The following is a 24,881-nucleotide window of genomic DNA, read 5'->3' on the forward strand; positions in this document are numbered from 1 at the left end:
GCGAGCCGCAGAGGCCCAGAGGCGCCCTGCGGCCGCTAGCCGATCCGCACGAGCTGCGCCTTGAAAAACTCGCGACGCTTCGCATACACGTCGGCGTTGCGCTTGAGACCTGCGATGTCGGCCTCGGTCAGTTCGCGCACCACTTTTGCCGGTGCGCCGAGAATCAGCGAGTTGTCGGGGAACACCTTGCCTTCGGTCACCACCGCGCCCGCACCGACCAGACAGTTGCGGCCAATCACCGCGCCATTCAAGACCACGGCCTGAATGCCGATCAGCGCGCCTTCCTTCACCGTGCAGCCGTGCAGCATGGCCTGGTGGCCGATCGTCACGTTGGCTTCCACCGTGAGCGGGTAGCCCGGGTCCGTGTGCAGGACCGCGCCTTCCTGAACGTTGCTGCGCTCGCCGATCCTGATCGGCTCGTTGTCGCCGCGCAGCGTCGCGCCGAACCAGACGCTCGAATCCTCGGCGAGCGTCACATTGCCGACGATGGTCGCGTTGTCCGCCACGAACACGCTCTCGTGAATGTTGGGTGCGGCTTCGCCAAGCTTGTAGATGGTCACGGTGTTATGTCTCCGATGTGTTGTCGCGCTGGGTTGTCGCGACGTACTGCCGATAAGCGGCCGCGGCGCGCGGCGCCTCTACGCTGCGGCCCGAACCGCCCGGCGGGTGAATCGCGTATTGTAAACGGTTGCGCGAGGACGGCTTTCCGTGCCGTGCGGCGTGCCTGCTCCAATTTTCGCTTTCCCCTGGTTGCCGATGAGTTTCGTTGTTTCCCGTGATGCCGCGATGGCGGGCCATGTGCCGCACGCGCCCGAAAACTGGCGCCTTTGCGCGCTCGCCGCGCTGCGCGAGCGCGACCCTGTCGCCAAGGCCGCCGCGGTGCGGTCCCTGCACGCGCGCACGGTAGACGCCGGCGCGCGCGATGCGCCGCGCTGGGGCGCGCCGCTCAGGATCGCAGTGCCCGCTGGCCTGCCAGGGCGGCCAGCGCGGCCCGAACTGGTCGAGCCGCGTCTGCTGCAACGGCGCAGCATGAGCACGGCGCAAGGCCGCGTGGTGCTGCTGCACGCATTGGCGCATATCGAGTTCAACGCCATCAATCTCGCGCTCGACGCCGTCTGGCGTTTTCCGGACCTGCCCGACGCGTTCTACGCCGACTGGTTGAAAGTTGCTGCGGAGGAGGCGTATCACTTCTCGTTATTGCGGGCCCGCCTGTCCGATTACGGCCACGACTATGGCGATTTCCCGGCCCACAACGGACTGTGGGAGATGTGCGAGCGCACCCAGGACGACGTTCTCGCGCGCATGGCGCTCGTGCCGCGCGTGCTGGAAGCGCGCGGGCTCGATGCCTCGCCGCCGATCCGCGCGCGGCTCGTGCAGGCGGGCGATAACGAGTCGGCTGCGATTCTCGACGTGATCCTGCGCGACGAGGTGGGACACGTGCGGATCGGCAATCACTGGTTCCGCCATCTGTGCGACGCCCGAGGCCTCGATCCGCACACGGCCTGGCTCGCGCTGGCGCAACAGTACAACGCGCCGAAGATGCGCGGGCCGTTCAACCTGGAGGCGCGCCGCTCGGCGGGCTTCGATCAGGCCGAGCTGGATACGCTCGCCGCGCAGGATGCCGCGGAGCAGGCGGCCGCCGATATGCGCAGGCAACCGGGAGATCGCCAAAGCAGCGACGAAAAATAAGCGCAAGCATCTGACAGAATCGCCCGATATAATCGAACGATCATTCTTTTTCTGGCCTGCGCATGAACGCCTCCCGCTCCGAATTCGCCGAAGTCAACGGCATCCGTCTGCACGTGCGCCGCTGGGGTGCCGATGACGCCCCCATCCTGTTCATGCTGCATGGCTGGATGGACGTCGCCGCCTCGTTTCAGTTCGTCGTCGACGCGCTGGGCGGCAACTGGCAGGTGATCGCGCCCGACATGCGCGGCTTCGGCCTCTCCGATTGGCCGGCTGCCCGGCAGGGCGGCGGCAGCTACTGGTTCTACGACTACCTCGCCGATCTGGACGGCCTGCTCGAACGTTACGCGCCAGTTGGCGAGGTGAATCTGGTCGGCCACAGCATGGGGGCGAATATCTCGTGCCTCTATGCGGGCGTGCGGCCGGAGCGCGTGCGCCGGGTGGTCGATCTCGAAGGCTTCGGCATGCCGGCCACCGCGGCCGGCCAGGCGCCGAAGCGGGTACGCGCGTGGCTCGACGAGCTGCGCGAGCCGCCGGCGCTGCGCCGCTACGCGTCGCTCGACGACGTGGCCGCGCGCCTCGTGAAGACGAATCCGCGCCTCGCCGCTGCGCGGGCGCGTTTTCTCGCACAACATTGGTCGAAGCCCGACGGGGAGGGCGGCTACATGCTGCTCGCCGACGCAGCGCACAAGATGCGCAGCCCGCTCCTGTACCGAATCGACGAGGTGACAGCGATCTGGTCGCAGGTGCGTGCCAAGGTGCTGCACGTCGAGGCAGCCGGATCGGAGACGCTCGCGCGGCTGGCGGGCGCGGTGCCGATCGCGGAGTTCAGGGCGCGTTTCGAAGCGTTTCCCGACTGGCGCGAACGCATCATCGACGACGCGGGGCATATGGTTCATCACGACCAGCCGGAGATCGTCGCGCAGTTGATCGAGGCGTTCTGCGCATAGCCGCAAGACTCGCGACGAAAGCGTTCTGGCCCGAGTTTGTGCGCATAACATCGCGAGGCATCGTGAGGAGGATTGCCGCGAGCGGGCGGTTGTCCGGCCCCGGACGGCCTCATTGCATTGCAGTAAAATAACGGCTGATTCCTGACTGGATAGCGATGAACGCCGACCTGCACTGTCACTCCACCGTCTCGGACGGCCAACTGGCCCCCGCTGCCGTCGCACGGCTGGCGCACTCGGGCGGGGTGACGCTGTGGTCGCTCACCGATCACGACGAAGTGGGCGGCCAGCACGAGGCGCGCGAGGCGGCTACGGCGCTCGGCGTGCGCTACCTGTGCGGCGTCGAGATTTCGGTCACGTGGGCGTCGCGCACCGTGCATATCGTCGGGCTCAACGTCGATCCCGACTGCCAGGCGCTCCTGGAAGGGCTCGCGCGCACGCGCAACGGCCGCGCCGCTCGCGCCGAAGCGATCGGCGAGCGGCTTGGCGAACTGGGCATCCCGGACGCCTATGAAGGCGCGCTGCGCTATGTCTCCAATCCCGACCTGATCTCGCGCACGCATTTCGCCCGCCACCTCGTCGAATCGGGCCGCGCGCAGAACACCCAGGATGCGTTTTCGCGCTGGCTCGGCGAAGGCAAGCCCGGCTACGTCTCGCACCGCTGGGCCAGGCTCGCCGACGCCGTCGGCTGGATCCAGGCGGCGGGCGGCGAGGCGATCGTCGCGCATCCGGGCCGCTATCGCTACACGGCGCTCGAATTCGATACGTTCTTCGGCGAGTTCATCGACCTCGGCGGCAAGGCCATCGAGGTGGTGACGGGCAGCCACACGCCGGACCAGTACGGCGAGTACGCCGCCGTCGCGCGCCGCTTCGGCTTCGAGGCGTCGCGCGGCTCGGATTTCCACGCTCCCGGCCCGGATGTTATCCTGCCCGGCAGCCTGCCGCCCCTGCCTTCCGGCCTTACGCCCGTCTGGCAGCGATGGCTGTAGGCCGTGCGGCCCGCATGTCATGCGTGGCGCGTCTCGCACGCCTCGCACGCCGTCCCGCACCGCCTTTTGCGCGCTTCACCGCACCCCCGCCGCAGCGTTTGCCGCCCCTTGACGTACCGTGTGGCCGTACACACATTGAAAGACGCGGTTTGAAGTACGATCAGGCTCCCAACGTCTCCTGCCGCCTCTTGTTCGCTGATTAGCTGATCCCTGCCATGTCCCAGTACTTTCGGCTTCATCCCGAGAATCCGCCGCCGCGCTTGGTCAAGCAGGCGGTGCAGATCGTCCGCGAGGGCGGCGTGATCGCGCTGCCGACCGATTCGAGCTATGCGCTCGCGGCGCGTATCGACGACAAGGCGGCGGCCGAGCGTCTGCGCCGTATCCGCGGGCTCGACGAGAAGGCGCTGCTCTCGCTGATGGTGCGCGATCTCTCGGAGCTGGCGAATTTCGCGATGGTGGACAACCAGCAGTACCGGCTTATCAAGTCGGTGACGCCGGGGCCCTACGTGTTCGTGCTGCAGGCGACCAAGGAAGTGCCGCGCCGGCTCTCGCATCCATCGCGCAAGACGATCGGCTTGCGCGTGCCGGGCCATGCGATTCCGCTCGCGATTCTCGCAGAGCTCGGCGAGCCGCTGCTTGCCACCACGCTGATCCTGCCGCCCGACAGCGAGCCGCTCAACGACCCCGAGGAGATCCGCGAGCGCCTCGAAAAACAGCTCGACCTCGTGATCGACGGCGGCGCGTGTCCGCGCGAGCCTTCTACGATCATCGACCTCACGGGCAGCGAGCCGGTGCTCGTGCGCGCGGGGCGGGGCAGCCTCGCACCGTTCGGGCTCGAAGAAGAGGCCTGAGCCACCGCCGGCCCGCCAACCCGCCGACCGTAGGCCGGCGCATTGATACAATACCGCGCCATGGATGCTTCCCTGATACAGACGATCGTCGTCTACGCCCTCCCGGTCATCTTCGCCATCACGTTGCACGAGGCCGCGCACGGCTATGTGGCGCGCGCGCTCGGCGACAACACCGCCTACGTGCTCGGCCGCGTGTCGTTCAACCCGATGCGCCATATCGATCCGATCGGCACGATCGCGATGCCGCTGATCCTCTATTTCCTCACGAACGGCGCCTTCGTGTTCGGCTATGCCAAGCCCGTGCCGATCTCGTTCGGCAGCCTGCGCAATCCGCGCTGGGGCACGCTCTGGGTCGCGGCGGCGGGTCCGGCGTGCAACTTCGTGCAGGCGATCGTGTGGGGCGTGTTCGGCGTCGCGCTGGCGGTGCTCGGCATCGACGAGCCGTTCTTCACGCGCATGGCCGCGGCGGGCGTCGGCGTGAACCTCGTGCTCGGCGTGCTCAATCTCTTTCCGCTGCCGCCGCTCGACGGCGGCCGCGTGCTCGCGGCGCTCCTGCCCACGCGCGCGAGCATTGCGCTCTCGCGCCTCGAGCCCTATGGTTTCATCATCGTGATGGCGCTGCTCGTCTCCGGCATCTTCACCCGATTCTGGCTGCGCCCGCTCGTCTCGCTCGGCTACGACGCGGTCACGGCCCTCCTTACCCCACTCGTCTCGCTCTTTTCATAACATCATGTTCCCAGACCGTATCTTCTCCGGCATGCGGCCCACCGGGTCGCTGCACCTCGGCCACTACCACGGCGTGCTGAAAAACTGGGTGCGGCTCCAGTCGGAGTACCCGTGCTTCTTCTGCGTGGTCGACTGGCATGCGCTCACCACGCACTACGAAACGCCCGAGGTCATCGAAAAGAACGTCTGGGAGGTGCTGATCGACTGGCTCGCGTCCGGCATCGATCCGAACCAGGCCACGCTCTTCATCCAGAGCCGTGTGCCCGAGCACGCGGAACTGGCGCTCCTGCTCGGCATGAGCACGCCGCTCTCCTGGCTCGAGCGCGTGCCCACCTACAAGGAGCAGATCGAGAAGCTGCGCGACAAGGACCTCGGCACCTACGGCTTCCTCGGCTACCCGGTGCTGATGGCCGCCGACATCCTGCTGTACCGCGCTTCGCTCGTGCCGGTGGGCGAGGACCAGGTGCCGCACGTCGAGATGGCGCGCGAAATGGCGCGCCGCTTCAACTACATGTACGGCCGCGAGCCGGGCTTCGAGGAGAAGGCCAACGAGGCCGCGAAGAAGCTGGGCGGCAAGCGCTCGAAGCTCTATCACGAGCTGCGCAACGCGTACCAGCAGGAGGGCAACGAAGAGGCGCTCGAGCAGGCGCGCGCGATGTTGTCCGAATCGCAGAGCCTGTCGATGAGCGATCGCGAACGCCTCTTCGGCTATCTCGAAGGCTCGCGCAAGATCATCCTGCCGGAGCCGCAGGTGCTGCTCACCGAAGCGTCGCGCATGCCGGGCCTCGACGGCCAGAAGATGTCGAAGTCGTACGGCAATACGATCGGCCTGCGCGAAGATGCGCAGACCATCGAAAAGAAGGTCCGCACCATGCCGACCGACCCGGCGCGCGTGCGCCGCACCGATCCGGGCGACCCGGACAAGTGCCCGGTCTGGCAGCTGCACCAGGTCTACACGGACGAAACGACGCACGAGTGGGTGCAGAAGGGCTGCCGCTCGGCGGGCATCGGTTGCCTCGAATGCAAGCAGCCGGTGATCGAGGGCATTCTGCGCGAGCAGCAGCCGATGCTCGAGCGCGCGCAGAAGTACATGGACGACCCTTCGCTGTTGCGCGCGATCGTCGCGGACGGCTGCGACAAGGCCCGCAAGTTCGCGAACGAGACTATGCGCGACGTGCGCGAGGTCATGGGCCTGTCGTACAACTGAGCGCGATTGCCGTGAGCACGATGCCCGCAGAAGGCGCCGGCACGCTCTCCGAGCCGTCGCGCTGGGTGCGCCGCTGGGCGCATCTCGTCGCGCCGGGAGGCGCGGTGCTCGACGTGGCTTCGGGGGCCGGGCGCCATGCGCGCTTTTTCGCGGAGCGCGGTCATCCGGTGACGGCGCTCGATCGCGACGCGGCCGCGCTCGCCACGATGCGGGGCGTGACGGGCATCGAGACGCTCGAATGCGACCTCGAAGGCGCGCCCTGGCCGCTCGCGCCTGAGCGGCGCTTCGCGGCGGTCGTCGTGACGAACTACCTGCACCGGCCGTTGATGCCGCGTCTGATCGACGCACTCGCGCCGGGCGGCCTGCTGATCTACGAGACCTTCGCGCAAGGTAACGAGACGGTCGGCAAGCCCTCCAATCCCGCGTTTCTGCTGGCCCCGGGCGAGCTGCTCGCGGCCTGCACCCCCGCGCTGCGCGTGATCGCCTATCAGGACGGATTTCTCCCACAACCGCGTCAGGCGTTTGTCCAGCGGATCTGCGCGGTGCGCGAATTGCTCCGACAGCCTGCGTCCGACATGCCCGAAAAGGACGGTAATGGAGCTGCGACTCAGGTACTACCCGTACCGCGTTACGATCTGACCAGTTAATCCGCTACAATCGCGGTTTAACGTACTCATTTCTTTGACGTTTCATGGCTAACGGCATTCAGGACGGCATCACGCTGCGCGGCAGCATTCCCGCGATCGTCACCCCCATGCACGAAGACGGCAGTCTCGACCTGCCGGCATTCCGCAAACTGATCGACTGGCACGTGGAAGAGGGGACGGATGCGCTCGTCGTGGTCGGCACGAGCGGCGAGTCCGCCACCCTGAACGTCGAAGAGCACATCCTGATGGTCAGGACGGCGGTCGAGCACGCCGCGGGCCGCATGCCGATCATCGCCGGCGCGGGCGGCAATTCCACCGCCGAGGCGATCGAGCTCACGAAGCATGCGAAGGAAGTGGGCGCGCAGGCATCGCTTCAGGTCGTGCCCTATTACAACAAGCCGACCCAGGAAGGCATGTATCGCCACTTCGCGAAGATCGCGGAGGCCGTCGACCTGCCGGTGGTGCTGTACAACGTGCCGGGCCGCACCGTTGCGGACATGTCGAACGAGACGATCCTGCGCCTCGCGCAGGTGCCGGGCATCGTCGGCGTGAAGGAAGCCACGGGCAACCTCGACCGCGCCGCGCACCTGATCAAGCACGCGCCGGCCGGCTTCAGGATTTTCAGCGGCGACGATCCCACCGCGATCGCGCTGATGCTGCTGGGCGGCCACGGCAATATCTCGGTGACGGCGAACGTCGCGCCGCGCCAGATGAGCGAACTGTGCCGCGCCGCGATCGAAGGCGACGCGAAGACCGCGCGCGCGATTCATCTGAAGCTGCTGTCGCTTCACAAGAACCTGTTCATCGAATCGAACCCGATTCCGGTGAAGTGGGCATTGCAGGAACTCGGCCGCATGGAAGGCGGCATTCGCCTGCCGCTCACGCCGCTCGACGAGCGCTACCACGACGTGGTGCGTACGGCGATGCGCGAAGCCGGCCTGATTGGCTGACCGGTTCCCGATCCATTCCGGTCCGCCATCAAGCACCCGATATTCACAACCGACGCCACTTCCGCCCAAATCCACGACTGGTTCCGGCTTTGCGTTCCCGTATCACGAAGGTCTCCATGAAACGTTCTGCTCTCTCCCTCAACGCAACCCGCCTGGCGGTGGTGGCGCTGGCCATCGGCTCGCTCGCAGGCTGCGAGTCGCTGAACGACATGTTCGCGTCGGACAAGGTCAACTACAAGGACACGACGAGCGCGCCGCCGCTTACCGTGCCGCAGGATCTTTCGGCGGCGCCGAACGGCCAGCAGTACGTTGCACCGCCGGCCTCGCTGGCACTGGGCGGCGCACCCAAGGGCTCGGTGACGGCCGCGGGCAATACGACGATCGGTAGCCCGAGCGCGCAGGATCCGCTTGGCATGCATGTCGAGCGCGACGGTGATCGCCGCTGGCTCGTCGTCGACGGCCGCACGCCCGACGACCTCTGGCCGATCCTGCAGAGCTTCTGGCAGGACAACGGCTTCACGCTGTCCACCGACTCGCCGGACACCGGCATCATGGTGACCGACTGGGCGGAGAATCGCGCCAATATTCCGGACGACTGGTTCCGCCGCACGATCGGCCGCGTGATCGATTTCGCGTACTCGTCGGGCACGCGCGACCGCTTCAGCACGCTCGTGACGCGCGGAGCGAACGGCCAGACCGATATCTCGATCACGCAGAGCGCGCTGGAGGAAGTGCTGACGGGGCAGGACAAGACGACCTCGAAGTGGGTCGAGCGTCCGCGCGATCCGGCCCTCGAAGCAGAATTCCTCGCGAAGGTCATGCAGAAGTTCGGCCTGACCGACGCTCAATCGAAGCAACTGCTGACTGACGCGCACCCGTCCGGCGCCGTCGCCCAGATCGACCATACGGCCGACGGGACCACGCTCAATCTGCCGGAATCGTTCGATCGCGCCTGGCTGCGCGTGGGCCTGGCGCTCGACCGTACCAATTTCACCGTCGACAACCGGGACCGCGAGAAGGGCATCTATTACGTCCGCTACGCCGACTCGATGCAGGAGCTGAAGGGCGACGGCCTGTTCGGCAAGCTGTTCTACAACCCGAAGACGGCCGCGAAGAATCAGGGCGCGGAATACATGGTCGCCGTGCGCGCGAAGGGCGACGCGCAGACGCAGGTGGCGGTGGTGGACCAGAACGGCCAGATCGACACCTCGTCGGACGCGCAGCGCATCGTGACCGCGCTGCACTCGCAGCTCAACTAACATCGTCGTGCGTTTCGCGAGCCTCGGTAGCGGCAGCGAGGGCAACGCACTGGTCGTAGAAGCAGGCAGCGGCGCGCGCCCGACGCGCGTGCTGCTGGACTGCGGATTCTCGGCGAAGGAAGTCGAGCGGCGCCTCGCGCGGGCCGGTCTCGAGGCGGGCTGTCTCGACGCCATCCTCATCACTCACGAACACAGCGATCACATCGGCAGCGCGCTTACGCTGGCGCGCCGCTGGTCGATCCCGCTCTACACGAGCTGGGGCACGGCGCGGGCGGTGGGCGCCGACGACGCGGGCGTCGAGCTGAACGTGCTGTGGGGTGACGAAACGGTCGAAATCGGCGCGCTGGGCGTATTGCCTTACACCGTGCCGCACGATGCGCGCGAGCCGCTCCAGTTCGTTTTCAGCGACGGAGCGAGCCGTCTCGGCGTGCTCACCGACGTCGGCGAATCGACGCCGCATATCAACGCGGTGCTCGGCGGCTGCGACGCGCTCGTACTCGAATGCAATCACGACCTCGCGATGCTGGCGGCGAGCCGCTATCCGCCCTCGTTGAAGGCCCGCATCGGCGGCTCGCACGGCCATCTGAACAACGAAGCGGCGGCAGGGATCCTCGCGGCGCTTGACCGGTCGAAGCTGCAGCACCTGATTGCGGCGCACCTGAGCCAGCAGAACAACACGCCGGAGCTGGCGCGTGCGGCGATGGCGGCCGTGCTGGGCAACGCGCTGACGGAAATCGGCATCGCCTCGCAGGATGAGGGGTTCGATTGGGTCGTGCTTTGACTCGCCGTGATCCGGGATCGCCGGCAACAGGCGAAAAAAAGCCCATGACTTTCGTGTCATGGGCTTTTTTGTGTCCGCCTTAATGGCGGGATTCGACCCTCTTAGTTGCGATTGCCGCCGAAGATGCCGAGCAGCGCGAGCAGGTTCACGAAGACGTTATAGAGGTCCAGATAGATTGCGAGCGTGGCCGAGATGTAGTTGGTCTCGCCGCCGTTCACGACACGCTGCACGTCGAACAGCATGTAGGCCGAGAAGATCACGATGGCCAGCACGGAGACCGTGAGCATGAGCGCGGGCAGGTGCAGGAACATGTTCGCGACGCTAGCGAGCAGGATCACGATTACGCCCATGAACAGCCACTTGCCGAGGCCCGAGAAGTCGCGCTTGCTGACCGTGGCGATCGTGGCCATGGCGGTGAAAATGACGCCGGTGCCGCCGAAGGCGAGCATGATGAGCGACGGGCCGTTCGAGAAGCCTAGGATGAACGACAGCAGCCGCGAGAGCATCAGGCCCATGAAGAACGTGAAGCCGAGCAGCACGAATACGCCGACCGAGCTGTTCTTGGTGCGCTCGATGGCGAACATGAAGCCGAACGCGATCGCGAAGAACGCAAGCAGGCTCATCGCCGGGCTCGTGGCCGCGAACAGCGAGAAGCCGGTGGCGACACCCACCCACGCGCCGAGCACCGTCGGCACCATCGAGAGCGCGAGCAGCCAGTAGGTGTTGCGCAGTACGCGGTTGCGGGTCTCGGCCGGGATGACAGTGCCGCCGCGGCCGAAGTTGTAGGGGTACTCGTTCATGCTTTCTCCTTGCGTGAAACGCGTGGTTCGCGGCGCGCGGCAGGTGCGCGGTCCGCTCTTTCGTAAGATATGCGCGGCGGCCCGGAGTTTCAACAGGATGCCACGCGACTTCCGGTATGGTTACGAAGCCTAAGCGGTCATTCTTAAGCCTTGCTGAAAGGCTGGCGGAGCGGTTTTGCGCCCGGCTTCATACCCGTTCGGCCAGGCTTGCCGGCCAATGAGGGTCCAATCGCAATCATACATGGGAACATGCTACAATTGACGATTCGTTTGGATTTGTAACCTCTTAATTTTCTGGAGTTTTTATGGCGATCGAACGCACCCTGTCGATTATCAAGCCGGACGCAGTGGCGAAGAACGTGATCGGCCAGATCTACAGCCGCTTCGAGAACGCTGGCCTGAAGATCATTGCCGCCCGCATGGTTCACCTCTCGCGCGCCGACGCCGAGAAGTTCTATGCTGTTCACGCTGCACGCCCGTTCTTCAAGGATCTCGTCGACTTCATGATCTCGGGCCCCGTGATGGTGCAGGCTCTGGAAGGCGAGAACGCTATCCTGAAGAATCGCGAACTGATGGGCGCGACCGACCCGAAGAAGGCCGAGAAGGGCACGATCCGCGCCGACTTCGCCGACAGCATCGACGCGAACGCCGTGCACGGCTCGGACGCGCCGGAAACGGCTGCCGTGGAAGTCGCGTTCTTCTTCCCGCAAGTCAACGTCTACTCGCGCTAAGCGGGCGACGTCAGCAGCATCCAGGTCGCGAGCGGCAATGGCGTTCATCCCGGTCCCGGGCATTCGTTCCGAAGTCCCGCAAGGGTCCCGGAAGCTGCACCGTGGCCCGGCGAACGCGCTCTCGCGCTGAAGGCAGGATTGATATGACGAGCAGTTCCACCGTCAACCTTCTCGATCTCGACGCCGAGGGGCTCGTCGCATACTGCGAGAGCCTCGGCGAGAAGCCGTTTCGCGCCAAACAGCTGCAACGCTGGATCCATCAGTACAACGCCGCCGATTTCGACGGCATGACGGATCTGGCGAAATCGCTGCGCGAAAAGCTCAAAGGGCGCGCCACCATCGGCATGCCGGGCATAGTCAGCGATCACGTCTCGGCCGACGGCACGCGCAAGTGGCTCGTCGACATGGGCAACGGCAACGCCGTGGAAACCGTGTTCATCCCCGAAGAGACGCGCGGCACGCTGTGCGTGTCCTCGCAGGCGGGGTGCGCGGTCAACTGCCGGTTCTGTTCCACCGGCAAGCAAGGATTCTCACGCAACCTCACGACCGCCGAGATCATCGGCCAGCTGCGCATGGCGGAATTCGCGCTGCGCGCTTCGCTGCTGGGAGTCGAGGGCGGCCGGGCGACCGGCGGCGAGGGCAAGGGCGAGCGCGTCATCACGAACGTCGTGATGATGGGCATGGGCGAGCCGCTCCTGAACTACGACGCGGTCGTGCCCGCGCTGCGCCTGATGCTCGACGACAACGCCTACGGCCTGTCGCGCCGGCGCGTCACGCTTTCGACCTCGGGTGTCGTGCCGATGATGGACCGCCTGGGCGCCGAGCTGCCCGTGGCGCTCGCCGTTTCGCTGCACGCGCCGAACGACGCGCTGCGCGACGAGCTCGTGCCGCTGAACCGCAAGTACCCGCTGCGCGAGCTGATGGCGGCCTGCCGGCGTTATCTGGAAGTCGCGCCGCGCGACTTCATCACGTTCGAGTACTGCATGCTCGACGGCGTCAACGACACGGAAAAGCACGCGCGCGAATTGCTCGCAGTGACGCGTGACGTTCCGTGCAAATTCAATTTGATCCCGTTCAATCCATTCCCCGAATCGGGCTTGCTGCGCTCGAAACCGGAGGCGATCAAGCGTTTCGCGCAAATCCTGATGGATGCGGGCGTCGTGACGACCGTGCGCAAGACGCGCGGCGACGACATCGATGCGGCCTGCGGGCAGCTCGCGGGCGAGGTGAAGGACCGCACACGCCTCGCCGAGCGCACGGCGCGCAAGATCATAGAAGTGAGACCGGTGCAGCACTGAATGCACCGGCAGTGGGAGAGCCGGGACGAACGCACGGGGGACGCGTCGTCATCGGTTGTATTGAAAAGTAAGTTGCAGAAGCGATCGGAAGCGGCACAGACGCCGCGCATTTTGTTATAAACGATCTGCGAATCGGGGCGGGGCGCCAGAACAGGCGCCGGCCCGGCCGGTTCCAGGATAGAAAAGAATCGACGCAAGGATTTAGGGATGAGCGAGCCGCAGCACCCTTTCGGTACAGACACCAACGCAGGTCGTCCGGCGCCTGGTGGCGCGCCGTCGCCGGTGCAGCCGGTGCCCGATACGCTGGCTGCGGCGGGCGCGCGTCTCGCGCAGCTGCGTGAAGCGAAGGGGTGGTCGGTCGAGGACGTCTCGGCCCGCCTGAAAGTGGCGGTGAACAAGCTGCGCGCGCTCGAGGCAGGTGATCTCTCCCAGTTGCCCGATACCACCTTCGCGCTCGGCGTAGTGCGCAGCTACGCGAGGATGCTCGGCGCCGATCCCGCGCCGTTTTCGCAGGCGCTGCGCCAGGAGCGCGGCGTGCCGCAGCCGGATCTGTCGATGCCGGCTTCGGCCGGGGCGGACTTGCCGCGCGGCGGCCGTGTGTCGCTCACGCTCGGCGGCAGCGGGGCACCGCGCCGCCGTTCGTGGCTGTGGGGCGTGGCGGCGGTCATCGTCGCCGTGATTGCGCTTGCCATGTGGCACACCAACAGCGGCGAGTCGTCGGCCTGGTTTGCGCGCCTGAAGGCGATGGCTAACGGCGCGGCCGCCCAGCCCAACGCGGCGTCCTCGACGGTCACCGAGGGTCAGACCGCGGGCGCCCAAGGGGCATCGGCGGCCCAGGGCGATCAGTCGGCAGCGCCGGCCGACGAGGCGGCGAGCGAGGCGATCGCTTCGGGTACCGAGACGAATGCGCCGTCGGATGTCGCGCCGGCGGCGGCAGGCAGCGCGCCGCAGGCCGTGCCGAGCGCGCCAGCCGCAGTGGCGCCGGCCAGCGCGCCGGCCGCGGCGCAACCGGCTGCGGCAAGCACGCCAGCGGCGACGACAGCGGCGGCTGCGCAGTCCGCCTCATTGCCCGACGCGACGGGTGCGGACACCTCGACCTTCGCGATCCGCGTGACGCAGGACACCTGGGTCAATGTGCGCCAGAAGGACGGCAAGGAAGTGTTTTCCGGCTTGATCCACGGCAGCGACGCGCGCGAGATCACGGGCATCGAGCCGCTTAAGATTACGGTGGGCAACAAGGCCGGCATCGAGTCGATGACCATCGACGGCCAGCCGGTGGATGCGTCGAAGTACGCGTCGGCGCGCGGCAACGTGGCGCGCTTCGTGCTGCCCTGATCAAGACATGGCATGTGTCGCGGCCGGAACTGCCGGCCGCGGCGCTTTTTCAATTCGCGCGGCGCGAGAGGCGCAAGCCTGCCGCGGCGCGCGAGGCGTAAATGGGTTTTTCGATGCAAACCGACCAGCAATCTTCGTCCCGCATCAGCCAGATCTGTTCGACTGAACCGGTTCTCGGCGGCCACGCGCCGCGCCGCAAATCGCACGGCGTGCATGTGCGCTGGGGCGGCAATCTCGTGACGATCGGCGGCGACGCGCCCGTGCGCGTGCAGTCGATGACGAACACCGACACCGCCGACGCGATCGGTACCGCCATCCAGATCAAGGAACTGGCGCAGGCCGGTTCCGAGCTCGTCCGCATTACCGTCAACACGCCCGAAGCGGCGGCGGCGGTTCCGGCGATTCGCGAGCAGCTCGACCGCATGGGCGTGACCGTGCCGCTCGTCGGCGACTTCCATTACAACGGCCATCTGCTGCTGCGCGACTATCCGGGCTGCGCCGAGTCGCTCTCGAAGTACCGCATCAACCCGGGCAACGTCGGCCAGGGCGCGAAGCGCGACACGCAGTTCGCGCAGATGATCGAAGCGGCCGCGAAGTACGACAAGCCGGTGCGCATTGGCGTGAACTGGGGCAGTCTCGACCAGGATCTGCTGGCGAGGATGATGGACGAGAACGGCGCGCGCAGCGAGCCGTGGGAAGCGCAGAGCGTGATGTACGAGGCGCTGATCCAGTCGGCCATCGGCTCGGCCGAGCGCGCCGTTGAACTGGGCCTCGGCCGCGACAAGATCATCCTGTCGTGCAAGGTGAGCGGCGTGCAGGACCTGATCGCCGTCTATCAGGAACTCGCGAAGCGCTGTGATTTCGCGCTGCACCTCGGTCTGACCGAGGCGGGTATGGGCTCGAAGGGCATCGTCGCTTCGACGGCGGCGCTTTCCGTGCTGCTGCAGCAGGGCATCGGCGACACGATCCGTATTTCGCTCACGCCGGAGCCGGGCGCGCCGCGCACCGGCGAAGTCGTGGTCGGCCAGGAAATCCTGCAGACGATGGGGCTGCGTTCGTTCACGCCGATGGTCATAGCGTGCCCGGGCTGCGGCCGCACCACCAGCACGCTGTTCCAGGAACTCGCTTCGCAGATCCAGAACTATCTGCGCGCGCAGATGCCGCTGTGGCGCGACGAGTTCCCCGGCGTCGAGACGATGAACGTGGCTGTGATGGGCTGCATCGTGAACGGCCCGGGCGAATCGAAGCACGCGAACATCGGCATCAGCCTGCCGGGCTCGGGCGAAAACCCGGCCGCTCCTGTCTTCATCGACGGCGAGAAGGTGAAGACGCTGCGGGGCGATCATATTGCCCAGGAATTCCAGCAGATCGTGAGCGACTACGTCGCGCGCAAGTACGGCAAGGCCGAAGCGGGCAACGCAGTTGCCAGCTGAGCCGCGCGCCGGACCGTACGCACAACCGAACACCGTCTATCGCAACCAGATGACTGAACAGAAAAGAAAGCCCGAAAAGCTCACCGGCGTGAAGGGCATGAACGATATCCTGCCGCAGGACGCAGGGCTGTGGGACTTCTTCGAAACCACGGTGAAGTCGATGCTCCGTTCGTATGGATACCAGAACATTCGCACGCCGATCGTCGAGCACACGCAGCTTTTCACGCGCGGTATCGGCGAAGTGACGGACATCGTCGAAAAGGAGATGTACAGCTTCACCGACGCGCTCAACGGCGAAAACCTCACGCTGCGTCCGGAAGGCACGGCCGCGGCCGTGCGCGCGTCGATCGAGCACAACCTGCTCTATGACGGTCCGAAGCGCCTGTGGTATGTCGGTCCGATGTTCCGTCACGAGCGTCCGCAGCGCGGCCGCTATCGCCAGTTCCATCAGGTGGGCGTGGAAGCGCTGGGCTTCGCGGGCCCCGATGCGGACGCCGAAATCGTCCTGATGTGCCAGCGCCTGTGGGATGACCTTGGCCTCACCGGTATCAAGCTCGAGATCAACACGCTCGGCGTGGCCGAAGAGCGCGCCGCGCATCGCGTGGAACTGATCAAGTACCTCGAGCAGCACGTCGACGTGCTCGACGAGGACGGCAAGCGCCGCCTCTACACGAATCCGTTGCGCGTGCTCGACACCAAGAACCCGGCGTTGCAGGAGATCGCGAACAACGCACCGAAGCTGATCGACTTCCTCGGCGCAGAGTCGCGCGCCCACTTCGAGGGGCTGCAGCGCATCCTCAAGTCGAACAACATTCCGTTCAAGATCAATCCGCGTCTCGTTCGCGGTCTCGATTACTACAATCTGACCGTGTTCGAATGGGTGACCGACAAGCTCGGCGCCCAGGGCACGGTCGCGGCGGGTGGCCGCTACGATCCGCTGATCGAGCAACTGGGCGGCAAGCCGACGGCTGCATGCGGCTGGGCCATGGGCATCGAGCGCATTCTCGAGCTGCTGAAGGAAGAAGACCTCGTGCCCGAGGACGAAGGTTGCGACGTCTACGTTGTCCACCAGGGCGAGGCCGCGCGCGAGCAGGCCTTCATCGTGGCCGAGCGTCTGCGCGACACCGGCCTCGACGTGATCCTGCACTGCAGCGCCGACGGTCAGACCGCGAGCTTCAAGTCGCAGATGAAGCGTGCCGACGCGAGCGGCGCGGCGTTCGCCGTGGTGCTCGGCGAGGACGAGGTGGCGCAGGGTGTGGTGGGCGTGAAGCCCCTGCGCGGCATGGCCGCCGAGGCGCGCAACGAGCAGCAGACCGTGCCGGTCGAGGACTTGACCGAATATCTGATCAATGCGATGGTTGCATCCGCCGAAGACGGCGACGACTGAATAAAGAACAAGGAATCGCTTCGCGATGAGTTACCACGACGAACAGGAATCGATCGAGAGCTTCAAGGCATGGTGGGCGCAGTGGGGTAATGCCTCCACCTGGATCGTTCTGATTGCCTTGCTCGCCCTCGCCGGATGGAACGGCTGGAATTACTGGCAACGCCATCAGGCCGCCGAAGCCGCCGTGCTGTACGACCAGGTGCAGCAGGCCGCGAGCGGCAGCGACAAGGCGCTGCTCACGCGCATCGCCTCGGACATGGAAGACCGTTTCGGCGGCACGGCTTACGCGCAGATGACGGCGCTGGGCGTCGCGAAGGCGCTCTATATGGCCGGCGACGAAGCGGGCGCGAAGGCGCAGCTGCAATGGGCGGCCGACCATGCGAAGGACGACGAATTTCGCCAGATCGCGAAGCTGCGCCTCGCCTCGCTTCTGCTCGACGAGAAGGCCTACGACCAGGGCCTCGCGCTGATTCCGCAACCCGATTCGGGCCCGTTCAAGGGCATCGTGGCGGACGGCCGCGGCGACCTGCTGGCTGCCGCCGGCAAGCGCGACGACGCGCGCGCGGCCTACCAGCTTGCACTGGATAGCCTGCCGAAGAGCGATGCGTCCGAGCGTCAGCTGATCCAGTTCAAGCTGGACGCGCTGGGCGGCTAACGCGCAAAAGCGCCCGTCGGCGAATTCCCATTCAATCCACCCATTCATGCTTCGCTCACCGATGAACCTGCTGAAACGATACGTTGTGCCCGTCGCCTGTGCGATGACTGTCCTTGCACTCGCGGCCTGCTCGTCGAGCAAGGACGAGCGCCGCGACCCGGTGCCGCTCACCGAGTTCAAGCCGGTGCTCAACGTCCAGCAGGTATGGAAGGCGAGTGTCGGCAAGGCTGGCCGCTACCTGTTCTCGCCGGTCGCCGTGGGCGACGCTGTTTATGCGGCGGGCGCGAACGGCTCGGTCGCGAAGTTCGACGCGCAGACCGGCAAGGAAATCTGGAAGGTCAAGCTCAAGGACGACCTTTCGGCGGGCGTTGGCAGCGACGGCAACCTGACGGCCGTGGGCGGCCTGAAGGGCCAGGTCGATGTGCTCGACAACAACGGCAAGCTGCTGTGGCAGGCTACCGCGCCGGGCGAGATCATTTCGCCGCCGCTCGTCGGCAACGGTCTCGTGATCGTGCGGACGATCGACGGTCAGATCGTCGCGTTCAACGCGCAGACGGCCGAGCAGAAGTGGGTGTACCGCAACCGCGCGGTGCCGCTCAATCTGCGCGTGTCGGCCGGCATGACCTTCGCGGGCGATCAGGCCGTGCTGGCGGGCTTCCCGGGCGGCGCGTTCGCGGCGATCAACCTGCAGACGGGCGACGCGTTCTGGGAAACGCCGGTGTCCTATCCGAAGGGCGTGACCGAGGTCGAGCGCATCAATGACGTGAGCGGGCCGCCCACGCTGATCGGCGCGACGACGTGCGCGGTCACGTTCCAGGGCCAGCTTGGCTGCTTCGATGCGAATTCGGGCCGCGCGCTGTGGGAAAAGCCGTTCTCGAGCGTGAGCGGCATTGCCCAGGACGATGCCGCGGTGGTTGGCGCGGACGACTGGTCGGTCGTGCATGCCTATAGCGTGGCAACGGGCGCGCAGGCGTGGAGTTCGGACAAGCTCAAGAACCGCGACCTGAGCGTGCCGGTGCTGCTCGGTCACGCCGTCGTGATGGGCGACTATCAGGGTTACGTGCACTTCCTCTCGCTCGACGACGGCAGCTTCGTCTCGCGCGTGAAGACCGACGGCAGCCCGATCGTCGCGGCGCCGGTGCTGGCCGGCAACACGCTCGTCGTGCAGACGAAGGACGGCGACCTGTACGGTCTGCGTCCGCAGCAGCAGTAAGCGATGTTCGTTGCGCGAGCCGCCTGAGGGTGACTCGCCGAAACTTCGCAGAGCTTCATCGACGATCAGGGCGCGCCGGCAAGGCCGGGCGTCGCCCTCCCAAGGCCGGCTCAAGCCGGCCGCGCGCGTTTTGAACGGCGCAACAGTCGCGGGCGGCGACTTCGTTCCATCCGCTTTCCGGGCAAACGCCCGACATTTCGGGTCCGCTGGCCCGTACGCCGGGCTCGGGCATCGCGCCCGTTTCGTGATAATTTGCAACCGATGCCACCCTGCAGGCGCAGGGCGTTGCTGCGCGGCGTGCCGGACTTTCCGGCGTCGCGCCTTACCGTAGAAAAGATCAGATGAAACCCGTAATCGCCCTCGTCGGGCGCCCCAATGTGGGGAAATCCACGCTGTTCAACCGGCTCACCCGCTCGCGCGACGCGCTGGTGGCCGACCTGCCTGGCCTCACGCGCGATCGCCACTACGGCGAGGGGCGGGTGGGCGAGCGTCCATACCTCGTGGTCGATACCGGCGGCTTCGAGCCCGTCGCGAAAGACGGCATCCTGCACGAGATGGCGCGCCAGACGCGCCAGGCCGTGGAAGAGGCGGACATCGTCGTGTTCATCTGTGACGGACGCAACGGCCTCGCGCCCCAGGACAAGCATATCGCCGACTACCTGCGCAAGACGGGCCGCCCGATCTTCCTCGTGATCAACAAGGCCGAAGGCATGAAGTACACGTCGGTTGCGGCGGACTTCTACGAGCTGGGTCTCGGCGACCCGCGCGCGATTTCGGCCGCGCACGGCGACGGCGTGACCGAGATGATCAGCGAAGCGCTCGATCAGGCCTACGCCGACCAGCCCGAGGAAAGTGAAGAGGACGCCGAAAAGCATGGCGTGAAAATCGCGATCGTGGGGCGCCCGAACGTCGGCAAGTCGACGCTCGTGAACACGCTGCTCGGCGAGGACCGCGTGATCGCCTTCGATATGCCGGGCACGACGCGCGACTCGATCTATATCGACTTCGAGCGCGGCGGCAAGAAGTACACGCTCATCGACACGGCCGGTTTGCGCCGCCGCGGCAAGGTGTTCGAGGCCATCGAAAAATTTTCGGTGGTGAAGACGCTGCAGTCGATCTCGGATGCCAACGTCGTGATCCTGATGCTGGACGCGCATCAGGAGATTTCCGACCAGGACGCGCACATCGCGGGCTTCGTGGTGGAGCAGGGCCGTGCGCTCGTGGTGGCCGTGAACAAGTGGGACGGTCTCGACGAACACGCGCGCGAGCAGATCAAGCACCACCTGCAGCGCAAGCTGAAGTTCCTCGAATTCGCGAAGTTCCACTTCATTTCGGCGACGGAGAAGTTCGGCATCGGCGCGCTGATGCGCTCGGTCGACGCCGCCTATGCCGCGGCGATGGCGAAGCTGCCCACGCCGAAGCTCACGCGCGCGCTCATCGACGCGGTGGAGTTCCAGCAGCCGCGTCGCCGCGGCCCGGTGCGGCCGAAGCTGCGCTATGCGCACCAGGGGGGGCAGAACCCGCCCATCATCGTGATCCACGGCAACGCGCTCGATGCGGTCACGGAAACCTACAAGCGTTATCTGGAGAACCGTTTCCGGGAAACTTTCTCGCTGACCGGGACTCCATTGCGCATAGAGTTTCGTTCCTCGACGAATCCCTACACTGACAAAAGCTGAGTTCTGTGCGCTCGCGCGCATGGCGGCTCTCATGGCCCCTGGCCGGACGGTCCGGATGCGCGCCAGCCTGTGAGAATCGGCTATAGTGTAGCGATTGGGTGCCGGATTTCTTTTTCTTCGGCCCCAATCCAAGTTAAACCTGCAAAAAAATACGGAGTTTGCTATGAGCAACAAAGGGCAATTGTTACAAGACCCGTTTTTGAACGCGCTGCGCAAGGAGCACGTGCCTGTTTCGATCTATCTGGTCAACGGCATCAAGCTTCAAGGGAACATTGAATCGTTCGACCAGTACGTCGTGTTGCTCCGTAATACGGTTACACAGATGGTGTACAAGCACGCCATTTCCACGGTCGTGCCCGCTCGTCCGGTGAACTTCCACCCGGACACGGAAGCGTCCTGATCCACGGTACGGCCGGTCCGGAGCGCCGCCAGGGCGAGCCGGACCGGCCGTTTTCATTTTGACATCCGCTAATTTGACCAACGCCGCACTTGTCGGCATCGACTTCGGCAAGACCGATTTCGACGCCAGCCTCGAAGAACTCAGCCTGCTCGCACAGAGTGCGGGCGCCAATCCCGCCGTCACGCTCACCGGCCGACGCTCGAGCCCCGATGCCGCCATGTTCATCGGCAGCGGCAAGGCCGACGAACTGCGTCTTGCCTGCGAGGCGAACGACGTCGAAATCGTCATCTTCAATCACGCACTGTCGCCCGCCCAGCAACGCAATCTGGAGCGCACGCTGGACCGCCGCGTGGTGGATCGCACGAGCCTCATTCTCGACATCTTCGCGCAGCGCGCCCGCAGCCACGAAGGCAAGCTGCAGGTCGAGCTCGCGCAGCTGCAGTATCTCGCCACGCGCCTCGTGCGCGCATGGACCCACCTCGAGCGCCAGAAGGGCGGTATCGGTCTGCGCGGCCCCGGCGAAACGCAGCTCGAAACCGACCGCCGGCTGATCGGCGAGCGCATCAAGATGCTGCAGGGGCGGCTCGCCAAACTGCGCCGTCAGCACGGCACGCAGCGGCGCCAGCGTCAGCGCAACCAGACCATGTCGGTGTCGCTCGTCGGCTATACGAACGCGGGCAAGTCCACGCTCTTCAATGCGCTGACGAAGGCGCAGGCGTATGCCGCCGACCAGCTGTTCGCGACGCTCGATACCACGTCGCGGCGCGTCTGGCTGGGCGGCGAGGTCGGGCAGATCGTGCTCTCGGATACGGTCGGATTCATCCGCGAGCTGCCGCACCAGCTCGTCGCCGCGTTTCGCGCGACGCTCGAAGAAACCGTGCAGGCCGATCTTTTGCTGCACGTCGTGGACGCGTCGAGTTCCGTGCGCCTCGATCAGATCGATCAGGTGAACGCGGTGCTGCACGAGATCGGCGCAGATACGATCCGCCAGGTGCTGGTATTCAACAAGATCGACGCGGTACCCGAACTGGCGGCCCGCGGCGGGACGGTCGAGCGGGACGAATATGGTAATATTTCGCGCGTCTTTTTGAGCGCGCGCACGGGCGTCGGACTGGATGCGCTGCGCGCCGCCATTGCCGAAATCGCGGCGGCTGAACCGATGAACAACGGGATGACCAGCGCGATCGCCGACGCGTCACAACCGCTCGCCGCCGACTGGAACGCGGTGCCCCACGAATCTCGCAGGGAATCGGAACACGGCCACTGACGCCGTGCCCGGCGCCGGCCGGTGGAGGCGGGCGCGGCCCGCACGCATTGATCCGCTGTCTACTCTGGTGAACGAACACAGGTGAACGATTACAACAAGCGGTCTGGCTGGCAGCGCGCGCGCACCCTCTTCTCGCTGAACGACCCCCGTTGGGGGCGCGGTGACGGCGACGGCCAGCGCACGGACGAGTCGCGCCGGCCGCCGGGCAAGAACGGCAACGGCAATGGCGATGGCCCGCCCGACCTCGACGAGATGTGGCGCGATTTCAATCGCCGGCTCTCGGCGTTCTTCGGCCGCAAGGGCAAGGGGCCCGGCGGCCTCGGCTCGCGTCCCGACAACGGCAACGGCGCGCGCATCGGCGTCGGCATCGTGATTGGCGTGCTCATTGCGATCTACGTGGGCAGCGGCGTCTATGTCATCCAGGAGGGGCAGGCCGGCGTGGTGCTGCAGTTCGGCCAGTACCGGCAGACCGTCGGGGAAGGCGTCCACTGGCGCCTGCCGTATCCGTTCCAGACGCATGAGGTGGTGAACGTCGGACAGATCCGCTCGGTCGAGATCGGCCGCAGCAATCTCGTGCGCCCGGCCAACGTCAAGGACGCGTCCGTGCTCACGCACGACGGCGACATGCTCGACGTGCGCTTCACGGTGCAATACCAGGTGAAGCAGCCTACCGACTATCTGTTCCAGAGCGTCGACCCGGACCTCGCCGTCACGCAGGCCGCGCAGGCCGCAGTGCGTACGGTGGTCGGCGCGCGCAGCACGAACGACCTGCTGTATGCCGACCGCGAACCGATCCGCGCGCAGCTCGCCGACGCGATCCAGCATTCGCTCGACGAGGCGAAGACCGGGCTCGGCGTGACCGGCGTCACGATCCAGAGCGTGCAGGCGCCCGACCAGGTGCAGGCGGCTTTCGACGATGCGGCCAAGGCGCACCAGGACCGCGAACGCGCGAAGCGCGACGCGCAGGCCTACGCCGACGAGCTGCTGCCGCGCGCGCAGGCGGACGGTGCCCGTCTGATCGACGACGCGAAGGCTTATAGCGAACGCGTGGTTGCCGAAGCTCAGGGCGACGCGGACCGCTTCATGCAGGTCTACGCGCAGTACGCGAAGGCCCCGGCCGTGATTCGCGAGCGCATGTATCTGGAGACCATGCAGCATATCTACTCGAATACGACGAAGGTGTTCGTCGACAGCAAGTCCGGCAACAACGTGATCTATCTGCCGCTCGACAAGATCGTCGACGCGACGCGTCAGCGTGCCGCCGCCGCGGCGTCGGGTGCCGCGCCGGCCGCTTCGGAAGCGTCGCCCGCGGCGGCGCCCGCCTCGAGCGATGCGCAGCCGCAAGGCGCCCAGGACGGCGCGCAGCAGCAGGGCACCGCAGAACCGGCCACCGCCGCCTCCGCGCCTTCAGCCAGCGACGCCGCTGCGGCCGCGAGCGACGCATTGCGTTCGCGCGATGCGTTCCGCAGCCGCACTCGCGAAGACGACGTGCAATAACGGAGCGCACCCCATGAACCGAATCATTGCGCTCGTCGTTGTCGTTGTCGTGGCCGCGCTCGTTGCCTCGTCGTCGGTGTTCGTCGTCGATCCGCGTCACGTTGCCGTCGTTTCGTCCTCGGGCGGCAGCCCGGCGACGCTCGCGGGGCCGGGGCTGCATGTGAAGCTGCCGCCGCCGTTCCAGACCGCGACCTACATCGATACCCGCGTCCAGGCGTTCGACGCGCCCGATGCGGACCGCTACACGACGTCCGACAAAACGGAACTGCTCGTGAACCCGGTGATCCGCTACCGTATCGCCGACCCGCTCAAGCTCTTTGCCGCGACGAAGGGCGATCCGCAGACGCTCGCCGACCGGCTCGCCTCGCTGTCGCGCGACGCGCTTTCCGACGCGTTCTCGAAGGTCACGCTGACCGCTGCGCTCGCGCAGCAGGAAGCCGTCGCCAACGGCGCGCGCGACGCGCTGCGCGAGGCGGCGGCGCCGCTCGGCATCGACGTGATCGACATCGAACTCACGCGCGTCGACTATCCGCCCGAACTTGCGGATGTCGTCTACAAGCGCATGAGCGCCGCACGCGAGCAGGCCGCCGCCGCCGAGCGCGCGCAGGGCGCCGCCGAGGCGCAGCAGATCAAGGACGATGCCGAGCGCAAGCAGCAGGGCGTGGCGGCGGATGCCTATGCGCAGGCGCAGGCCATCAAGGGCGAAGGCGACGGCAAGGCCGCCGCGATCGCCGCCGAGGCCTTTGGCCGCGACCCGCAGTTCTACCAGTTCTATCAGAGCATGCAGGCGTTGCGCGACAGCTTCAAACCCGGCGACGTCGTCGTGGTCGATTCGTCGAGCGACTTTTTCCGCTTCATGCGCGGCCCGAACGGCGATACGGCGCCGGCAGCGGCTCCTGAGCACAAACACTAAACGAGACACCGCGCGCACGGCGCGTTCTTTGGCATGAACCTGGCTGGCTCCCTGTTGCTCGCGATCGCGCTGATGCTGATTATCGAGGGCATGTTCCCGTTCGTTTTTCCGACGGCCTGGCGCGATACGTTTCGTCGAATCGCCGAGCGGCCGCCGCATCACATCCGGATCGGCGGGCTGATCGTGATGGGCCTCGGCCTCGTGATCCTGATGCTCGCAACCTGATTGCC

Annotated in this window: 25 protein-coding genes; 23 read left to right on the forward strand and 2 right to left on the reverse strand. The window is 66.2% G+C overall.

What is annotated here, in order from left to right:
• Positions 1-35: 35 nt before the first annotated feature.
• A complete protein-coding gene (locus BAC01S_RS03545) occupies positions 36-560 on the reverse strand; it encodes a gamma carbonic anhydrase family protein (protein ID WP_027793521.1) in 525 nt (174 codons plus the stop codon).
• Positions 561-786: 226 nt separating this feature from the next.
• On the opposite strand from BAC01S_RS03545, the gene BAC01S_RS30205 reads away from it, so the two are divergent.
• The 10 genes from BAC01S_RS30205 (at position 787) to BAC01S_RS03595 (ending at position 10,043) form a co-directional block, all read left to right on the forward strand.
• On the forward strand, positions 787-1,689 hold the full coding sequence (locus tag BAC01S_RS30205; RefSeq protein ID WP_043201064.1) for a ferritin-like domain-containing protein: 903 nt from the start codon (positions 787-789) through the stop codon (positions 1,687-1,689).
• A gap of 62 nt (positions 1,690-1,751) precedes the next feature.
• A complete protein-coding gene (locus tag BAC01S_RS03555) occupies positions 1,752-2,636 on the forward strand; it encodes an alpha/beta fold hydrolase (RefSeq protein ID WP_027793522.1) in 885 nt (294 codons plus the stop codon).
• A 155-nt stretch (positions 2,637-2,791) separates the two neighbouring features.
• Positions 2,792-3,622, forward strand: a complete 831-nt coding sequence (locus BAC01S_RS03560; protein ID WP_027793523.1) for a 3',5'-nucleoside bisphosphate phosphatase — start codon at positions 2,792-2,794, stop codon at positions 3,620-3,622.
• 215 nt (positions 3,623-3,837) lie between these two features.
• Positions 3,838-4,473 carry an L-threonylcarbamoyladenylate synthase gene (locus BAC01S_RS03565; protein WP_027793524.1) on the forward strand — a complete coding sequence of 212 codons (636 nt, stop codon included), beginning with the start codon at positions 3,838-3,840 and terminating at the stop codon, positions 4,471-4,473.
• A gap of 60 nt (positions 4,474-4,533) precedes the next feature.
• Positions 4,534-5,199 carry a site-2 protease family protein gene (locus tag BAC01S_RS03570; protein ID WP_027793525.1) on the forward strand — a complete coding sequence of 222 codons (666 nt, stop codon included), beginning with the start codon at positions 4,534-4,536 and terminating at the stop codon, positions 5,197-5,199.
• Between the two features lie 4 nt (positions 5,200-5,203).
• Positions 5,204-6,406, forward strand: coding sequence for a tryptophan--tRNA ligase (locus BAC01S_RS03575; protein ID WP_027793526.1), 1,203 nt, complete (start codon positions 5,204-5,206; stop codon positions 6,404-6,406).
• A 20-nt stretch (positions 6,407-6,426) separates the two neighbouring features.
• Complete coding sequence (locus tag BAC01S_RS03580) at positions 6,427-7,053, forward strand: class I SAM-dependent methyltransferase (protein WP_027793527.1); 627 nt, start codon at positions 6,427-6,429, stop codon at positions 7,051-7,053.
• A 44-nt stretch (positions 7,054-7,097) separates the two neighbouring features.
• The gene (gene dapA, locus BAC01S_RS03585) at positions 7,098-8,003 is read left to right on the forward strand and encodes a 4-hydroxy-tetrahydrodipicolinate synthase (protein WP_027793528.1); all 906 of its coding nucleotides are present in this window, start codon (positions 7,098-7,100) and stop codon (positions 8,001-8,003) included.
• Positions 8,004-8,119: 116 nt separating this feature from the next.
• A complete protein-coding gene (bamC, locus tag BAC01S_RS03590; protein ID WP_027793529.1) occupies positions 8,120-9,262 on the forward strand; it encodes an outer membrane protein assembly factor BamC in 1,143 nt (380 codons plus the stop codon).
• Between the two features lie 7 nt (positions 9,263-9,269).
• On the forward strand, positions 9,270-10,043 hold the full coding sequence (locus tag BAC01S_RS03595) for an MBL fold metallo-hydrolase (RefSeq protein WP_027793530.1): 774 nt from the start codon (positions 9,270-9,272) through the stop codon (positions 10,041-10,043).
• Positions 10,044-10,144: 101 nt separating this feature from the next.
• Here BAC01S_RS03595 and BAC01S_RS03600 read toward each other — a convergent pair whose 3' ends face one another.
• Complete coding sequence (locus BAC01S_RS03600) at positions 10,145-10,843, reverse strand: Bax inhibitor-1/YccA family protein (RefSeq protein ID WP_027793531.1); 699 nt, start codon at positions 10,841-10,843, stop codon at positions 10,145-10,147.
• A 305-nt stretch (positions 10,844-11,148) separates the two neighbouring features.
• On the opposite strand from BAC01S_RS03600, the gene ndk reads away from it, so the two are divergent.
• The 13 genes from ndk (at position 11,149) to BAC01S_RS03670 (ending at position 24,876) form a co-directional block, all read left to right on the forward strand.
• Entirely contained in the window at positions 11,149-11,574 is a 426-nt protein-coding gene (ndk, locus tag BAC01S_RS03605) for a nucleoside-diphosphate kinase (protein WP_027793532.1), read from the forward strand.
• 143 nt (positions 11,575-11,717) lie between these two features.
• On the forward strand, positions 11,718-12,872 hold the full coding sequence (rlmN, locus tag BAC01S_RS03610) for a 23S rRNA (adenine(2503)-C(2))-methyltransferase RlmN (protein ID WP_027793533.1): 1,155 nt from the start codon (positions 11,718-11,720) through the stop codon (positions 12,870-12,872).
• A gap of 207 nt (positions 12,873-13,079) precedes the next feature.
• Positions 13,080-14,207, forward strand: coding sequence for a helix-turn-helix domain-containing protein (locus BAC01S_RS03615; RefSeq protein WP_027793534.1), 1,128 nt, complete (start codon positions 13,080-13,082; stop codon positions 14,205-14,207).
• 101 nt (positions 14,208-14,308) lie between these two features.
• Complete coding sequence (gene ispG, locus BAC01S_RS03625) at positions 14,309-15,640, forward strand: flavodoxin-dependent (E)-4-hydroxy-3-methylbut-2-enyl-diphosphate synthase (RefSeq protein WP_043201066.1); 1,332 nt, start codon at positions 14,309-14,311, stop codon at positions 15,638-15,640.
• A 49-nt stretch (positions 15,641-15,689) separates the two neighbouring features.
• Positions 15,690-17,027 (forward strand): histidine--tRNA ligase, encoded by a 1,338-nt coding sequence (gene hisS / locus BAC01S_RS03630; RefSeq protein ID WP_027793536.1) that lies wholly within the window; start codon positions 15,690-15,692, stop codon positions 17,025-17,027.
• Positions 17,028-17,052: 25 nt separating this feature from the next.
• Positions 17,053-17,682 (forward strand): tetratricopeptide repeat protein, encoded by a 630-nt coding sequence (locus BAC01S_RS03635; RefSeq protein ID WP_027793537.1) that lies wholly within the window; start codon positions 17,053-17,055, stop codon positions 17,680-17,682.
• 61 nt (positions 17,683-17,743) lie between these two features.
• The gene (gene bamB / locus BAC01S_RS03640) at positions 17,744-18,895 is read left to right on the forward strand and encodes an outer membrane protein assembly factor BamB (RefSeq protein WP_027793538.1); all 1,152 of its coding nucleotides are present in this window, start codon (positions 17,744-17,746) and stop codon (positions 18,893-18,895) included.
• Between the two features lie 341 nt (positions 18,896-19,236).
• A complete protein-coding gene (gene der, locus BAC01S_RS03645) occupies positions 19,237-20,574 on the forward strand; it encodes a ribosome biogenesis GTPase Der (protein ID WP_027793539.1) in 1,338 nt (445 codons plus the stop codon).
• Positions 20,575-20,737: 163 nt separating this feature from the next.
• Positions 20,738-20,974, forward strand: coding sequence for an RNA chaperone Hfq (gene hfq / locus BAC01S_RS03650; protein WP_027793540.1), 237 nt, complete (start codon positions 20,738-20,740; stop codon positions 20,972-20,974).
• Between the two features lie 73 nt (positions 20,975-21,047).
• Positions 21,048-22,241: a GTPase HflX gene (hflX, locus tag BAC01S_RS03655; protein ID WP_027793541.1), complete on the forward strand. Its 1,194-nt coding sequence runs from the start codon at positions 21,048-21,050 to the stop codon at positions 22,239-22,241.
• Positions 22,242-22,322: 81 nt separating this feature from the next.
• Positions 22,323-23,738 (forward strand): FtsH protease activity modulator HflK, encoded by a 1,416-nt coding sequence (hflK, locus tag BAC01S_RS03660; RefSeq protein WP_027793542.1) that lies wholly within the window; start codon positions 22,323-22,325, stop codon positions 23,736-23,738.
• Positions 23,739-23,751: 13 nt separating this feature from the next.
• The gene (locus tag BAC01S_RS03665) at positions 23,752-24,651 is read left to right on the forward strand and encodes an SPFH domain-containing protein (protein ID WP_027793543.1); all 900 of its coding nucleotides are present in this window, start codon (positions 23,752-23,754) and stop codon (positions 24,649-24,651) included.
• 33 nt (positions 24,652-24,684) lie between these two features.
• Positions 24,685-24,876: a DUF2065 domain-containing protein gene (locus tag BAC01S_RS03670; protein ID WP_027793544.1), complete on the forward strand. Its 192-nt coding sequence runs from the start codon at positions 24,685-24,687 to the stop codon at positions 24,874-24,876.
• Positions 24,877-24,881: the final 5 nt, after the last annotated feature.

The sequence above is a fragment of the Paraburkholderia acidipaludis NBRC 101816 genome, assembly GCF_000684975.1.
Classification (GTDB): domain Bacteria; phylum Pseudomonadota; class Gammaproteobacteria; order Burkholderiales; family Burkholderiaceae; genus Paraburkholderia; species Paraburkholderia acidipaludis.